Origin of the sequence: Mesorhizobium album (assembly GCF_033977205.1) — a bacterium.
Lineage (GTDB): Bacteria > Pseudomonadota > Alphaproteobacteria > Rhizobiales > Rhizobiaceae > Mesorhizobium > Mesorhizobium album.
In genome coordinates this window covers 85,039-99,234 of sequence record NZ_JAVIIW010000009.1, presented here as the reverse complement: position 1 = coordinate 99,234, position 14,196 = coordinate 85,039, and the positions used below count along the sequence as shown (strand labels likewise).

At 63.1% G+C, this 14,196-nt stretch carries 16 protein-coding genes; 12 read left to right on the top strand and 4 right to left on the bottom strand.

What is annotated here, in order from left to right:
- Positions 1-205: 205 nt before the first annotated feature.
- On the bottom strand, positions 206-1,018 hold the full coding sequence (locus RFN28_RS10240; protein WP_320287226.1) for a VOC family protein: 813 nt from the start codon (positions 1,016-1,018) through the stop codon (positions 206-208).
- Between the two features lie 210 nt (positions 1,019-1,228).
- Here RFN28_RS10240 and RFN28_RS10235 point away from each other — a divergent pair, with 210 nt between their 5' ends.
- Positions 1,229-1,777, top strand: a complete 549-nt coding sequence (locus RFN28_RS10235) for an RBBP9/YdeN family alpha/beta hydrolase (protein WP_320287225.1) — start codon at positions 1,229-1,231, stop codon at positions 1,775-1,777.
- 176 nt (positions 1,778-1,953) lie between these two features.
- Entirely contained in the window at positions 1,954-3,123 is a 1,170-nt protein-coding gene (locus RFN28_RS10230; protein WP_320287224.1) for an acyltransferase family protein, read from the top strand.
- Positions 3,124-3,154: 31 nt separating this feature from the next.
- On the opposite strand, the gene RFN28_RS10225 is transcribed toward RFN28_RS10230, so the two are convergent.
- On the bottom strand, positions 3,155-3,928 hold the full coding sequence (locus RFN28_RS10225; RefSeq protein WP_320287223.1) for an HpcH/HpaI aldolase family protein: 774 nt from the start codon (positions 3,926-3,928) through the stop codon (positions 3,155-3,157).
- Between the two features lie 103 nt (positions 3,929-4,031).
- Positions 4,032-4,352 carry a DUF1476 domain-containing protein gene (locus RFN28_RS10220; protein ID WP_320287222.1) on the bottom strand — a complete coding sequence of 107 codons (321 nt, stop codon included), beginning with the start codon at positions 4,350-4,352 and terminating at the stop codon, positions 4,032-4,034.
- Between the two features lie 277 nt (positions 4,353-4,629).
- On the opposite strand from RFN28_RS10220, the gene purC reads away from it, so the two are divergent.
- The 5 genes from purC (at position 4,630) to RFN28_RS10195 (ending at position 7,814) form a co-directional block, all read left to right on the top strand.
- Positions 4,630-5,424, top strand: coding sequence for a phosphoribosylaminoimidazolesuccinocarboxamide synthase (gene purC / locus RFN28_RS10215; RefSeq protein WP_059185109.1), 795 nt, complete (start codon positions 4,630-4,632; stop codon positions 5,422-5,424).
- 61 nt (positions 5,425-5,485) lie between these two features.
- Positions 5,486-5,725 (top strand): phosphoribosylformylglycinamidine synthase subunit PurS, encoded by a 240-nt coding sequence (purS, locus tag RFN28_RS10210; RefSeq protein WP_320287221.1) that lies wholly within the window; start codon positions 5,486-5,488, stop codon positions 5,723-5,725.
- 315 nt (positions 5,726-6,040) lie between these two features.
- The gene (gene purQ / locus RFN28_RS10205; protein WP_320287220.1) at positions 6,041-6,709 is read left to right on the top strand and encodes a phosphoribosylformylglycinamidine synthase subunit PurQ; all 669 of its coding nucleotides are present in this window, start codon (positions 6,041-6,043) and stop codon (positions 6,707-6,709) included.
- Positions 6,710-6,766: 57 nt separating this feature from the next.
- Positions 6,767-7,177 carry a hypothetical protein gene (locus RFN28_RS10200; RefSeq protein WP_320287219.1) on the top strand — a complete coding sequence of 137 codons (411 nt, stop codon included), beginning with the start codon at positions 6,767-6,769 and terminating at the stop codon, positions 7,175-7,177.
- Positions 7,178-7,184: 7 nt separating this feature from the next.
- The gene (locus RFN28_RS10195; protein WP_320287218.1) at positions 7,185-7,814 is read left to right on the top strand and encodes a Pr6Pr family membrane protein; all 630 of its coding nucleotides are present in this window, start codon (positions 7,185-7,187) and stop codon (positions 7,812-7,814) included.
- 17 nt (positions 7,815-7,831) lie between these two features.
- On the opposite strand, the gene RFN28_RS10190 is transcribed toward RFN28_RS10195, so the two are convergent.
- Entirely contained in the window at positions 7,832-8,068 is a 237-nt protein-coding gene (locus RFN28_RS10190; RefSeq protein ID WP_320287217.1) for a DUF1127 domain-containing protein, read from the bottom strand.
- Between the two features lie 93 nt (positions 8,069-8,161).
- On the opposite strand from RFN28_RS10190, the gene RFN28_RS10185 reads away from it, so the two are divergent.
- The 5 genes from RFN28_RS10185 (at position 8,162) to RFN28_RS10165 (ending at position 14,186) form a co-directional block, all read left to right on the top strand.
- Positions 8,162-9,571 carry an aminotransferase-like domain-containing protein gene (locus RFN28_RS10185; RefSeq protein ID WP_320287216.1) on the top strand — a complete coding sequence of 470 codons (1,410 nt, stop codon included), beginning with the start codon at positions 8,162-8,164 and terminating at the stop codon, positions 9,569-9,571.
- A 160-nt stretch (positions 9,572-9,731) separates the two neighbouring features.
- On the top strand, positions 9,732-11,972 hold the full coding sequence (gene purL / locus RFN28_RS10180) for a phosphoribosylformylglycinamidine synthase subunit PurL (protein WP_320287215.1): 2,241 nt from the start codon (positions 9,732-9,734) through the stop codon (positions 11,970-11,972).
- Positions 11,973-12,067: 95 nt separating this feature from the next.
- Positions 12,068-12,301 carry a BolA/IbaG family iron-sulfur metabolism protein gene (locus RFN28_RS10175; protein WP_023674714.1) on the top strand — a complete coding sequence of 78 codons (234 nt, stop codon included), beginning with the start codon at positions 12,068-12,070 and terminating at the stop codon, positions 12,299-12,301.
- A 150-nt stretch (positions 12,302-12,451) separates the two neighbouring features.
- The gene (grxD, locus tag RFN28_RS10170) at positions 12,452-12,787 is read left to right on the top strand and encodes a Grx4 family monothiol glutaredoxin (protein WP_040969554.1); all 336 of its coding nucleotides are present in this window, start codon (positions 12,452-12,454) and stop codon (positions 12,785-12,787) included.
- Between the two features lie 154 nt (positions 12,788-12,941).
- Positions 12,942-14,186 (top strand): multidrug effflux MFS transporter, encoded by a 1,245-nt coding sequence (locus RFN28_RS10165; protein WP_430677697.1) that lies wholly within the window; start codon positions 12,942-12,944, stop codon positions 14,184-14,186.
- Positions 14,187-14,196: the final 10 nt, after the last annotated feature.

Below are 14,196 nucleotides of genomic sequence, written 5' to 3'. Positions count from 1 at the left end.
GCACCCCTCATCCGTCTTGTCGCTTCGCGACAAGCCACCTTCTCCCACAAGGGGAGAAGGGGGCGTCTGGCTTACGTCCCAGCGGACAACCTTGGCGATTGGCGGTAACGCTGGCGCGGCCTTCCCTTCTCCCCGGTGGGAGAAGGTGGATCGGCGCTTTAGCGCCGAGACGGATGAGGGATGCTCCAGCTTGGCGCAGCCCCGATCAAGCCTTGCCAGGAACAGTCCTGATCACCGTGCCCCAAGGATCCTCACGCGTCGTCTCGGCCGCCACATTGTCCGAGCGCATCTCCACCCAGGCGAGGCCCGAGCGGGCCGGATCGCGGCGGCCGGCGCCGGCGCTGCGCCAGGCATTGGCGCCGATATGGTGGTGGTAATGGCCGGACGACAGGAATACCGCCTGGCCGCCATATTTGGCGACCGTGTCGAAGCCGAACTCGTCATGCCACCAGGCCTCGGCCTCTTCCGGACGGCCGACGCGCAGATGCACATGGCCGACAATCGTGTTTTCCGGCGCGCCCTGCCAGCCGGCGTCGCCTGCCGGCACGCTGGCCACGACCGCAGGCAGGTTCAGCCGCTCGGTCGACATCGCAATCTTGTCGCCGTTCCACTTCCAGTCCTGCGGGCGGCGATCGGCATAGATTTCGATGCCGTTGCCTTCCGGATCGGTGAGATAAAGAGCCTCGCTGACCAGATGGTCGGAAGCGCCTTCGATGCCGATCCTGTTGGCGGCGGCATGGTTGATCCAGCGCCCAAGATCGGCGCGCGACGGCAGCAGGAAAGCGGTGTGGAACAGGCCGGCGCTGCGCGGATCGTCCGGCTTGGCCGAAGCATCCTGTTCAAGCACCAGCAGCGGCCGGTTGGCGGCGCCAAGCGTGATCGCGCCATCGGCGCGGCTTAGCTCCTGCAGGCCGACGACGGCGCGGTAATAGGCGGCCAGGTTTTCGGCGTCGCGCGCCTTCAACCCGACGCGCGAAACGCTGACCGGGGTGGTCGCGGCAAAAGGCAGTTCACTCATCAAACTCTCCGTTCGGGCGACTGTCTCTCCATGGGAGCCCCGTGGGAGCCGCGCCGGCTGATCTATTAGTTGTTCCTGTTTCACACCTCAGATCGTCCATCGCGACCGTTCACACAAGACGGAAAGAATAGAACAGGTTGTTCACAATTGTGAATGCGACGTGCCGACGGCATGGTTGCATGAGACAAGGCCGCTCGCTACATCCGCGCGATGAAAGTCAAGGACGCAGATATCCTCATCGTGCCGGGCTACACCAATTCCGGCCCCGAGCACTGGCAGACCCGCTGGCAGTCGAAACTATCGACGGCGCGCCGGGTCGAGCAGGCCGAATGGTCGAAGCCGGTGCGCGAGGACTGGACGGCAAGCGTGGCGAAAGCCGTCAACGAGGCCGAGCGGCCGGTCGTGATCGTCGCGCATTCGCTCGGCGTGGCGGCGGCGGTTCAGGCCATCCCGCAATTCCAAAGACCGGTTGCGGGCGCCTTCTTCGTCGCGCCACCCGATGTCTCCAATCCGGAGATCAGGCCGAGGCACCTGATGACCTTCGGTCCCTATTCGCGCACGCCCCTGCCCTTTCCGTCGATCGTGATCGCCAGCCGCAACGATCCGTTCTGCGCCTTCGCAGTTGCCGAGGACATCGCAGCCGCCTGGGGTTCGCTGTTCATCGACGCCGGCGACGCCGGCCATCTCAATGCCGATGCGGGCTTCGGCCCCTGGCCAGAAGGCTCGATGACCTTCGCCAAGTTCCTGACAGAATTATAAGCATCGGCTAAAATATATAAAGTCGGGATGCTCGACTCCATATATAGTAATTTAAGGCGTCATTCGCTAGTTTGTTCCGACGCAACGTGGTTTAGATTCTATCCGCAAACAATCAGAAACCTCGGATACCTGCGCATTGCGTAACCAGGGAGCTATTCGTCAAAAAAGGTAAATCCTTGTGCAAGGATCATTCACTTGAATTCTTGAGGGGTGCCGCAGCCTTTGTCGTTCTGAACTGGCACATTTTGCTTGGCTTTGCGCCCCAAGCGGTCGGTCTCGGAGATCGGGCCTCACAATCGATCAAAACGAGCCCGGCTTTTGTCGCCTTCAACGGGCGTTCTGCCGTGTACTTATTCTTCGTGCTTTCGTCCTACGTTCTGGTGAAACGCTATTTTGAAACCCGCAAAGCGGAAGATCTTCTGTTCGGCGCGGTGAAGCGCCTGCCGCGCCTGGCCGGTCCGGTGCTGGTCAGCGTGGTGGCGTCCTGCATCCTCTTCAAGCTGGATTTTTATTTCTTCAGAGATGCGTCCGCCCTGACCCAATCAGGCTGGCTGGCCAAGTTTGGCGGCGCCTCGCGGATACTTTCGCCAGAGAGCGCCAATTTCGCCGACGCGTTCCTGCAGGGAGCCTGGCTGACATTCATCGACGGCGACAGCTATTACGACACCAGCCTGTGGACCATGGTGTACGAGTTCTGGGGCAGCCTGCTGGTCTTCGCTCTCGCTCCGATCATCTTCTTCCTGCAGGCTCGCTCGCCGTTGCTGTCATGGCTGGCAGTCGCAACAGGCATATGCCTGGCTTGGCAAGGCAATTTCGTCTTTGGCGCCTTTGCTGCCGGCCTCCTGCTCTACCCTCTGCTTGCGACGGGATTTCGGCCGAATTCGTGGGTGAGAAGCGTTATCACTGCAGTTGCTCTCGGGCTGCTGGGTTATGCGGGAGAGGCTGTGGGCGTGTACCGACCTTTCGCCGTCCTTGAGGTTGCAGGCTTGGACGCTCAATTGCGGCAGGCCTGCGTGGCCATCCCGGCAAGCATCATTCTGGTGTATGCGACGCTTGCCACGGACAACCCACCCTCATGGCTCTCGGGCAAGGCGGTACGTTTCCTGGGCGATCTGTCGTTCCCGCTCTACCTCGTTCATGTGCCCGTCATCTGCTCGCTGGGATCATGGACCCTGCTGGCCACGGGCTCCGCCACGATCGGCGCCGCTGCCGCCATTATCGGCTCGATCCTGGCGGCGCTGCCGCTGATGGCCTTCAACAACTGGTGGGTTCTGGCAGTCGGCGCTCTGTTCGGCCGGTTCAGGCGCGGCAAGCCGATCGTCGCGGCCACCGCGGCGGAGGCCTGATCGCAAATTGCTTGGAACGGTAAGCCGAAATTCAAGATCCGATCGAATCCCGCATGCTCTTCAAAAGGGTTTTCGCGCCGAGCGAAATCAGCGTGTGGTCCGAGCCCATGGCGAGCAGCCGGTAGCCCATCGACACCACGCGGCCAGCAACGGCCGGCTCGATCACATAGATCGCTGCGTGCTTGCCGGCCTTGCGCGTCCGCTCGGCGATCGAGGCGACCGTCTCCATCATGCTTTCCAGCGTCGAATTGACGGTGGTGCCGTTCGACCAAGCGATCGAGAAATCCGACGGACCGACGAAGATGCCGTCGATACCGGGCGTATCGAGGATACCGTCGAGCGCCTCAAAGGCCGCCCGCGTCTCGACCATGGCGAAGGCCATGGTGCGCTGGTTGCTATCGCGCAGCCATTCGGCGTGGTCGCCCTTGCCATGGCGAGGGAAGGCATAGGTCGGGCCCCAGGAGCGCTCGCCCATCGGCGGATATTTCATCGCTGCGGCAAACTGCCTGGCATCGGACACCGAATTCACCATCGGCGCAATCACCGCCTCGGCGCCGAAGTCAAGCGCGCGGCTTGCCATGTCGAAGCGGCCGACCGGAATGCGCACCAGCGCCGGCTTGTTGGCGGCAAGCACCGGCACAAGGCCGCGCAGCACGCTGTCCTCGTGATGGCCGCCGTGCTGCATGTCGAGGGTTACGGCGTCAAAGCCCTGCTTGGCGATGATTTCGACCGTCAGCGCGTCCGGCACCCCGGACCAGGCGGTGAACAGCGTTTCGTCGGCGGCCAGGCGGGACTTGAGCGACATCAGAACTTTCCTTGTTAACAATGCGCAGTTTCAGCCGGAAACGGCGGCAAAGGCAAAGAAAAACCGCCCGGCTAGGCCGGGCGGTCGATTGGTCCAATGATATTTATGCGTTCTTGATCTGCTCGATCGCCTCCGCCATCAGCTCGTCCATGGTGCGGCGGATCTGGTGGTCCGACTGGTTGACGCCGGCCGCGTCGAAATCTTTGCGGATCTTGCGGAAGACATCGTGGTCGCCGGCTTCCTCGATATCGGAGACAACCACCTCCTTCGCATAGGCCTCGGCATCGGCACCTGTCTTGCCGAGCTTTTCGGCGGCCCACAGTCCGAGCGCCCGGTTGCGGCGCGCCGCGGCCTTGAAGCGGAGCTCCTCGTCGAAGACGAATTTGCGCTCGAAGCCCTCTTCGCGGTCTTTCATGCTGCTCATGACGTCCCTCCGGTCAAACCGATTCGCGTGGCGACAAAAATGCGTTCTGGCCAAGCACAAACCAAAAGGTCGCGGGCCGGTCAATATGCTACATCGCATGCTGCGCTGCGGCATTTCGGTCCCGAAACCGGTTGATTGGCAGGATTTGCCGATTGAGCAAACATTGTGATTGCTATAGACACCGCCATTGAACGCCACCGTCGGCGCAACTAATTTAGGCAGACGGACAGGAACTGGTCGCTTGCCGCCTGCCCGCCAATCCAGAGAAAAAAATCAGATGAAAAATCGCCGCCGCATATACGAAGGCAAGGCCAAGATCCTCTATGAAGGCCCGGAGCCGGGAACGCTGATCCAGTTCTTCAAGGACGACGCCACCGCCTTCAACAAGAAGAAGCACGAAGTGGTCGATGGCAAGGGCGTGCTCAACAACCGCATTTCCGAGCACATCTTCAACCACCTGAACCGCATGGGCATCCCGACCCATTTCATCCGCCGGCTCAACATGCGCGAGCAGCTGATCAAGGAAGTCGAGATCATCCCGCTCGAAGTGGTGGTGCGCAACGTCGCCGCCGGCTCGCTGGCCAAGCGCCTGGGCATCGAGGAAGGTACCGTGCTGCCGCGCTCGATCATCGAGTTCTATTACAAGGCCGATGCGCTGGACGATCCGATGGTGTCGGAAGAGCACATCACCGCTTTCGGCTGGGCAAGCCCGCAGGAGATCGACGACATCATGGCGCTGGCCATCCGCGTCAACGACTTCCTCTCCGGCCTGTTCCTGGGCGTCGGCATCCAGCTCGTCGACTTCAAGATCGAATGCGGCCGCCTTTTCGAGGGCGACATGATGCGCATCGTCGTCGCCGACGAGATCTCGCCGGATTCCTGCCGGCTGTGGGATGTCGCCACACAAGACAAGCTCGACAAGGATCGCTTCCGCCGCGATATGGGCGGGCTGGTCGAGGCCTATCAGGAAGTCGCCCGCCGCCTCGGCATCATGAACGAGAACGAGCCGCCGCGCCCGACGGGTCCGGTGCTTGTCGCTTCCTCCGAGCCGTCGAAGGGCACGAAGCACTGACAGCAAGCGGCCTGCCAGCAACGGCAGGTCCGTCGCAGCATAGGATGACTCAGGAGTATCGATGAAAGCCCGCATCACCGTGACCCTCAAGAACGGCGTGCTCGACCCGCAGGGCAAGGCGATCGAGCATGCGCTCTCAGGTCTGGGCTTCGACGGCGTCGGCCAGGTGCGGCAAGGCAAGGTGTTCGACATCGAGCTCGCCGGCACAGACAAGGCCAAGGCCGAAGCCGACCTCAAGGCCATGTGCGACAAGCTTCTGGCGAACACAGTGATTGAGAATTATAGTGTGGCCATAACCTGAGGTTGTGCCGGAGAGGCCGATGGCCGACGCGAGATCGCCATTGTGGGGTCACCGACTTAGCGGCAAATCGATCTTGGGACCTGGGCTGCACGTTCTGGGATTGGCATGTGCCCTACCCGGAGTACTGATTGCGGCGCTCATGCTGTATGATTCGGCGCGGCTTGCGACTGACTGGCACGATCTTCTGTTTGGGCCGAAGAGTGGTCTGGGCTGGGTCGGTTTGATGATACTCGGGATCGCGCTTCTTTTTTACTTCTGCCTGGCGCTGCTTGCTCGCAGGATCAGGTTATCCCAAACGACCAGGGTACCAACAACATGAAATCAGCCGTCGTCCTCCTGCCTGGCCTCAACCGCGACCGCGACATGATCGCGGCGTTGACCAAAATTTCCGGGCAGGCGCCGGCGACCGTCTGGCAGACCGATACCGAAATTCCCGATGTCGACCTGATCGCCATCCCCGGCGGCTTCTCCTTCGGCGACTATCTGCGCTGCGGCGCGATCGCCGCGCGCATGCCGGTGATGCGGGCGGTTGCCGAAAAGGCGGCCAAGGGCGTCATGGTCATCGGCGTCTGCAACGGCTTCCAGATCCTGGTCGAAGCGGGGTTGCTGCCCGGCGCCCTGATGCGCAATGCCTCGCTGAAATTCGTCTGCCGACAGGTGAAGCTCGAGGTCGCCAACGCCAACACCATGTTCACCCGCCGTTACAAGCCGGGTGAGATCATCCGCTCGCCGGTGGCGCACCATGACGGCAATTATTTCGCCGATGCCGACACACTTGCGCGCCTCGAAGGCGAAGGCCGGGTGGTGTTCCGCTATGCCGAAGGCACCAATCCCAACGGCTCGATCAACGACATCGCCGGCATCGTCAGCGAGAAGGGCAATGTGCTCGGCCTGATGCCGCATCCGGAAAACCTGATCGAGGCGGCGCATGGCGGCAGCGACGGCCGGGCGCTGTTCGAAGGCGCACTCGGCATCGCCGCTTGATCCTTTCCAGACATTCCTTTCAGAACAATTCTTTCAGACCAACGGGGCGGCCTGACCATGAGACTGACGTTTGCTCGCCTAGCTCTCCTGGCCGCCACCGGGCTCGCGCTGGCGTCCTGCCAATCCGGCTCGAAATCCACGCCGGCGCCTTCGGGCAAGAGCGCCTCGCTGCTTGCCATGGAGCAGGTGGCGATCGCCGCGCATAAATGCTGGATCGCCAGCAAGGACCCGGCCTTCAAAGCCTATCAGATGGCCAACGAGCTCAATTCCTACAGCGGCACGCCACGTTTGCTGCTGGTACCCGCCAAGCACTATGGCGGCAAGCCGCTGCTGGTCGTGCAGGCGCAGGGCAATTCCAGCAAGGTGGACGTATTCGGGCCGCTGATGGCCGAACCGCTCGGCGCGCGCATTGGCTCCGACATCGCCCGCTGGCAAACCGGCAATCCGTCCTGCGCCGCTGCCGCGTGAGCCTGCCATGGGCCGGTTCCTGCAAATTGCGGGATTGATCGTCGGGCTTTTCGCGCTTGTCCTGCAGTTCGCGATCAGCATACCGACGTCGATGGCGGCGGGCCGCGGCCCGGTCGGCTCTATTATCTTCTATTTCAGCTTCTTCACCATCCTGACCAACATCGCCGCAGTGCTGGTGCACGCTTCGCTGGTCTCGCCCGCCGGCTACGCCTGGTTCCCGGCCTTTGCCGGGAAGCGCATGCAGGCGGGCGTAGCGGTCGCCATAACGCTGGTCTTCATCGTGTACGCGACGGTGCTCGCGCGCCTTTGGGCGCCCGAAGGTCTGTTCTTCATCTGCGACGCCCTCTTGCACTATGTGGCGCCGCTGATCTTTGTTCTTTGGTGGCTGTTCGCTGGCGCCGACGGCAGCACGCGCTGGCGCGACATTTCCTGGTGGATGGTCTATCCGCTTGCCTATCTCGCCTACGCGCTGATACGCGCGCCATTCGCCGGCGAAGTGCCCTACCCGTTCCTCGACGTGGCCAAGAACGGTGCGGCCAGCGTCGCCATTTCGGCGCTGACCACGACGGCTCTGTTTCTCGGACTTTGCGTGCTCGCCGTACTTGCCGACCACGGCATCGCCAGGCTGCGGAAGTAGCCGCCGAAGCCCGGCGATTACTCCCAAAACGGCCTGATGCCTTCGCGGTGCGCATCGCAGCGCGAGACGCCTATGTCCTTGAGCTGCTCGTCGGTCATTTCCAGCAGGGCCAGGCGGCTGCGGCGCCGCTCCAGCATACGGCCGACCTGTCTGGCGATGGAGCCAAGCACGAACACGATACGATCGACAAACCCGCGGCGAACCGCGGGGCGCCCATGCAATTCGGCGCCACGGAATGTATCAATTGTATTCATCTTTCATTCCACCAATTGATGAATTGTACCCTTGCTGCCCGCGATTTCATATCGATTGACTCGTATCGCGGTGCAATATAGAAAATTGTCACCATGACAAATTGGCTCCCCGATGTCTCTTCCGGCTCCGGCCCTCTGTATCAGCGCCTTGCTGACAGCATTGAGTCAGATATCGACAAGGGTGTCATCGATGCCGGTGCAAAATTGCCGCCGCAGCGCGACCTCGCCTATGACATCGGCACGACGGTCGGCACCGTCGGTCGAGCCTATCAGCTGTTGCGGGAACGTGGCCTGGTAAGCGGTGAGGTCGGGCGCGGCACCTATGTGCTGGCTCAGCGCACGGAGACCCCGAAAGCGGATCTGGAGCCCGCCATCCAAGGCACGCGTGCCATCGATGCGCCAGGCGGCAAGCTGCGCTTCGACAGCACTGCCGCGCCCGATGTCGGCCAGGGCGCGATCATCGCCGAAGTGCTGGCGCGGACGGCGCAGGATCATCCTCACGACATTTCGAGCTACACCAGGGATTTTCCCGAACGCTGGTACGAGGCGGGCAGCCACTGGCTGGGGCGCAATTCCTTCCGCCCCTTGCCCGATTCAATCGTGCCGACGCTTGGCACCCATGCCGCCGTGATGGCGGTAATAGCCGCACTGACCACTCCCGGCGATTACATCGTCTTCGAGCACCTCACCTATTCGCAGATCTCGCGCAGCGCCGGGCTGATCGGGCGCCGCACCGTCCTGGTCTTGGCGGACGACGAAGGCATCGACCCCAACGATTTCGAGCGCGTCTGCGCTCAGAAGCATCCGAAGATGATGTTCCTGATGCCGACGGCGAAGAACCCGACCCTGGTGACGCTCTCGGCGGAACGCCGGCAGGCGATCGCGCGCATTGCGCGCGAATACAATGTTGTGCTGATCGAAGACGACCTTTATGGCGAGCTGACCGACGATCCGACGCCGCTGCTGGCCGAATATGCGCCCGAGCGCACCATCGTCGCCGGCGGCCTGTCGAAATCGGTCGCGGCCGGTGTGCGCGGCGGCTGGCTCTCCTGCCCGCCGGCCTATCGCCACCGCATCCGCGTCGCGCACAAGATGATGACCGGCGGCCTGCCCTTCCTGCTGGCCGAGGTCGGCTCGAGGCTGGTGGCCTCCGGCCAGGCGCGTGAAATCCGCAGGCGCTGCATCGCCGAGATCCAGGCCCGCCTTGCCACCGTGCGCGTGATGCTCGCCGGGTTCGATTTCAAGACAAGGGACAATGTGCCCTTCGTCTGGCTGACCTTGCCTGACCCGTGGCTTTCCGGCACCTTCAAGAATGCCTGCCTGACGCAGGGCGTGCTGATCGACGACGAGGACGAGTTCAAGGCAGGCCGCTCCGAGCAGGTGTTCCACAGCGTCCGCTTCGGCATCTCGCAGCCACGGCAGAGCCAGGATGTCGCCGGCGGCGTCGCGGTCATCCGGCGCCTCCTCGACGAAGGCCGCGCCGGCTACGACAGTTTTTCCTGACCCGCCCTTTTCCTCGCCCGCACCGAACGCTATCGGCCTGGCGCTCGCCGACGCGACGGTTTTCCGGCGTTTTTCGTCATCCGGTGGGGTGTATCGCGCCAAAGCTTGCGATAAGAGGAGACTCGAAAACCCCCTCTCCCACGGATACAAATCGCCGCTCATGACCATTTCAAATTCCGTGCCGATCACTCCCGAGCTCGTCGCCGCGCATGGGCTGAAGCCCGATGAATACCAGCGCATCCTCGACCTGGTCGGCCGTGAGCCGAGCTTCACCGAGCTCGGCATCTTCTCGGCGATGTGGAACGAGCACTGCTCCTACAAGTCCTCCAAGAAATGGCTGCGCACGCTGCCCACCAGCGGTCCGCAGGTCATCCAGGGGCCGGGCGAGAATGCCGGCGTGGTCGACATCGGCGACGGCGACTGCGTCGTCTTCAAGATGGAGAGCCACAACCACCCCTCCTACATCGAACCCTATCAAGGGGCCGCGACAGGCGTCGGCGGCATCCTGCGCGACGTCTTCACCATGGGCGCGCGGCCGATCGCGGCGATGAACGCGCTGCGCTTCGGCGCGCCGGACCATCCCAAGACCCGGCATCTGGTCGCCGGCGTCGTTTCGGGCATCGGCGGCTACGGCAATTCCTTCGGCGTGCCGACCGTCGGCGGCGAGGTCAATTTCGACCCGCGCTACAACGGCAACATCCTGGTCAACGCCTTCGCCGCCGGCCTTGCCAAGACCAATGCCATCTTCCTGTCGCAGGCCAAGGGCGTCGGCCTGCCGGTCGTCTATCTCGGGGCCAAGACCGGGCGTGACGGCGTCGGCGGCGCCACCATGGCCTCGGCCGAATTCGACGATAAGATCGAGGAGAAGCGCCCGACCGTCCAGGTCGGCGACCCCTTCACCGAGAAATGCCTGCTGGAGGCCTGCCTCGAGTTGATGGCGTCGGGCGCAGTCATCGCTATCCAGGACATGGGTGCGGCCGGCCTCACCTGCTCGGCGGTCGAAATGGGCGCCAAGGGCGATCTCGGCATCGAGCTCGACCTCGACAAGGTGCCGGTGCGCGAAGAGCGCATGAGCGCTTACGAGATGATGCTGTCGGAAAGCCAGGAGCGCATGCTGATGGTGCTGCGCCCCGAAAAGGAAAAGGAGGCCGAGGCGATCTTCCACAAATGGGGGCTCGACTTCGCCATCGTCGGCAAGACCACTGACGACCTGCGCTTTCGCGTTCTGCACCAGGGCGACGAGGTCGCCAACCTGCCGATCAAGGAACTGGGCGACCAGGCGCCGGAATATGACCGCCCATGGGTCGAATCCAAGAAGCCGGCGCCGCTTGCCGCGGATGATGCGCCGAAGGCCGACGTCGCGGATGCGCTGCTCAGGCTGCTCGGCGGGCCGGATCTCTCCTCGCGCCGCTGGGTGTGGGAGCAGTACGACACGCTGATCCAGGGCAATTCGCTGCAGCTTCCCGGCGGCGACGCCGGCGTGGTGCGCGTCGAAGGCCATCCGACCAAGGCGCTCGCCTTCTCCTCCGATGTGACGCCGCGCTATTGCGAGGCCGATCCCTACGAGGGCGGCAAGCAGGCGGTAGCCGAATGCTGGCGCAACCTGACCGCCACCGGCGCCCTGCCGCTTGCGGCGACGGACAACCTCAATTTTGGCAATCCGGAACGGCCGGAGATCATGGGCCAGCTGGTCGGTGCGGTGAAAGGCATCGGCGATGCCTGCCGCGCGCTCGGCTTCCCGATCGTCTCCGGCAATGTCTCGCTCTACAACGAGACCAATGGCCGCGGCATCCTGCCGACACCGACCATCGGCGGCGTCGGGCTGATCGCCGATTGGTCGAAGATGGCCCGCATCGGCTTTGCCGCCGAGGGGCAGATGATCGTGCTGGTCGGCGCGCCGGCGACGTGGGGGAGCCATCTCGGCCAGTCCGTCTATATGCGCGACATCCATGGCCGCGCCGACGGCCCGCCGCCGCCCGTCGATCTCGCGCATGAGAAGCGCGTCGGTGATCATGTGCGAGCGCTTATCGCTTCCGGTATCGTGACTGCCGCGCATGACGTTTCGGATGGCGGCCTTGCGGTGGCGCTTGCCGAAATGGCGATGGCCTCCGGCATCGGCGCCACCGTTCCGGGGCTCACCGGCACCGACCCGACCCCGGTCTGGTTCGGCGAGGACCAGGGCCGCTATCTGTTGACGCTCTCGATCGACCCGCAAAGCGGCGAATGGGACAGGATCCGCCAGCAGCAGGAGAAGCTCGGCATCTTCGCCCCCTGGATCGGCACGACCGGCGGCGACACCCTGAAACTCGGAGAGGCACGTGCCGTATCGGTCAGCGAATTGACCGCCGCTCACGAATCCTGGTTTCCTCGCTTCATGGCAAACGAGGTCGTCGACCCGTGATATGATGGAATGGCGTTTTGGCGGCCTTCGGATATAGCCCATCCGCCATTTCGACCATATCTAATGATATCAAGACCCAGACAGGGAAAACCCGCATGGCAATGGACGCGCACGACATCGAACGGCTGATCAAGGAAGGCATTCCCGACGCCAAGGTGACGATTCGCGATCTGGCCGGCGACGGCGACCACTACGCGGCCGAGGTGGTTGCGGAAAGCTTCCGGGGAAAAAGCCGCGTGCAGCAGCACCAGATGGTCTATGACGCGCTGAAGGGCAATATGGGCGGCGTGCTGCACGCGCTGGCCCTGCAGACCAGCGTTCCGGACTGAGCCCGATCGCCACCCAGGCTTGGCCCAAAATCGCGTTATCCCTTGCGCCATTCCGATGGCGTCGTGGCTAACGTCTTGTTTCAGCCAACCTATGGGTCTATTTGAAGGACATGCTTCGAGCCTGACTCCCACAGGCGTGAAAGGATTCCCATGAGTGGCATCAACGACTACATCGACAGTGAAGTAAAGAGCAACGACGTGGTGCTCTTCATGAAGGGCACACCCGGCTTCCCGCAGTGCGGCTTTTCCGGCCAGGTTGTGCAGATCCTCGACTATGTCGGGGTCGACTACAAGGGCGTGAACGTGCTGACCTCGGCCGAGCTGCGCCAGGGCATCAAGGACTATTCCAACTGGCCGACCATTCCGCAGCTCTACGTCAAGGGCGAGTTCGTCGGCGGTTGCGACATCGTGCGCGAGATGTTCCAGGCCGGCGAGTTGCAGAGCTTCCTGGTCGAAAAGGGCGTCAGCGTCAAAGGCGCCGCCTGAGTTGAGTTCGCGCAGGCCTGCTGTTTAGCGGGCATAGCCAAGACTTCCGGGGCCGCCCCCACCTCGGCATTGTAGTTCTCAAGGTTTTTTGGGAACGGGACGAATCGATGCGCCGGTAATCCGGCGCATGTTCGTTTGATGATCGGATTTTGCCGTGGACAAGCAGGTAGTGGCGCAGCAATCGGCAAGCAGCTTGCCCATTCCGCGCTGGGAATTCATCGCGCTCTGCGCGGCGCTGATGGCGCTCAACTCTCTGGCCATCGACATCATGCTGCCGGCGTTGCAGCAGATCGGCGCCTCGCTCGGCGTCGAGAACGAAAACCACCGCCAATACGTCATCACCGCCTACATCCTCGGCTTCGGCAGCGGGCAGCTTTTCTTCGGACCGGTCTCGGATCGTTTCGGCCGCCGCGCGCCGCTGGTCGCCGGCCTGATCATCTATGTCGCGGCGGTTGCTGCCGCCGCGATTGCTCCGACCTTTGGTATCCTGCTCGCCTGCCGTGCCGTGCAAGGCATCGGCGCCGCGGCGACGCGCGTCATCGCCGTCTCGATCGTGCGCGATACCTTCGAGGGTCGCCGCATGGCCGAGGTGATGTCGCTGATCTTCATGGTGTTCATGGCGATCCCGGTCGTCGCGCCCGGCATCGGCCAGTTCATCATGCTGTTCGCCACCTGGCACTGGATCTTCGTCACCATGGCCGTCGGCGCGCTGATCGTCTCGACATGGTCGCTGCTGCGCCTGCCGGAAACGCTGCATCCGGAATATCGCCGGCCACTGACGGTCAACGCGATCGTTGGCGGCTTCCGCATCGTGCTCACCAACCGCATCGCGCTTTGCTATGCGTTCGCCAGCACCTTCATCTTCGGCGCCATGTTCGGCTTCATCAATTCGGCACAGCAGATCTATCTCGACGTCTTCCATGTCGGCGAGCTGTTTCCGCTGATCTTCGCCGGCGTGGCCGGCGTGCTCGCTTTCTCGAACTTCCTCAACGCGCGGCTCGTCGGCAAGATCGGCATGCGCCGCCTGTCGCAAAGCGCGCTGCTGCTCTTCCTCGCCATCAGCCTGATCTGGCTCGTCGTCTCGCTGGAGATCGAGATGCCGCTCTGGCTGTTCATCGCCTTCTTTGCCGGTGCGATGGTTCCGTTCGGCTGCCTCGGCGCGAATTTCAACGCGCTCGCGATGGAGCCGCTCGGCGAGCTCGCCGGCACCGCGTCCTCCATCCTCGGCTTCATGCAGACCTTTCTCGGCGGCCTCCTCGGCACGCTGATCGGCCAAGCCTATAACGGCACGGTGACGCCGCTCGCCGCAGGCTTCTGCAGCGTGTCTGTCGCTGCCCTGCTGATGATCTTGGTCGCCGAGCGCGGGCGCCTGTTCCAGCCGCACAACCCACCGGTATAGAGACGAGCTC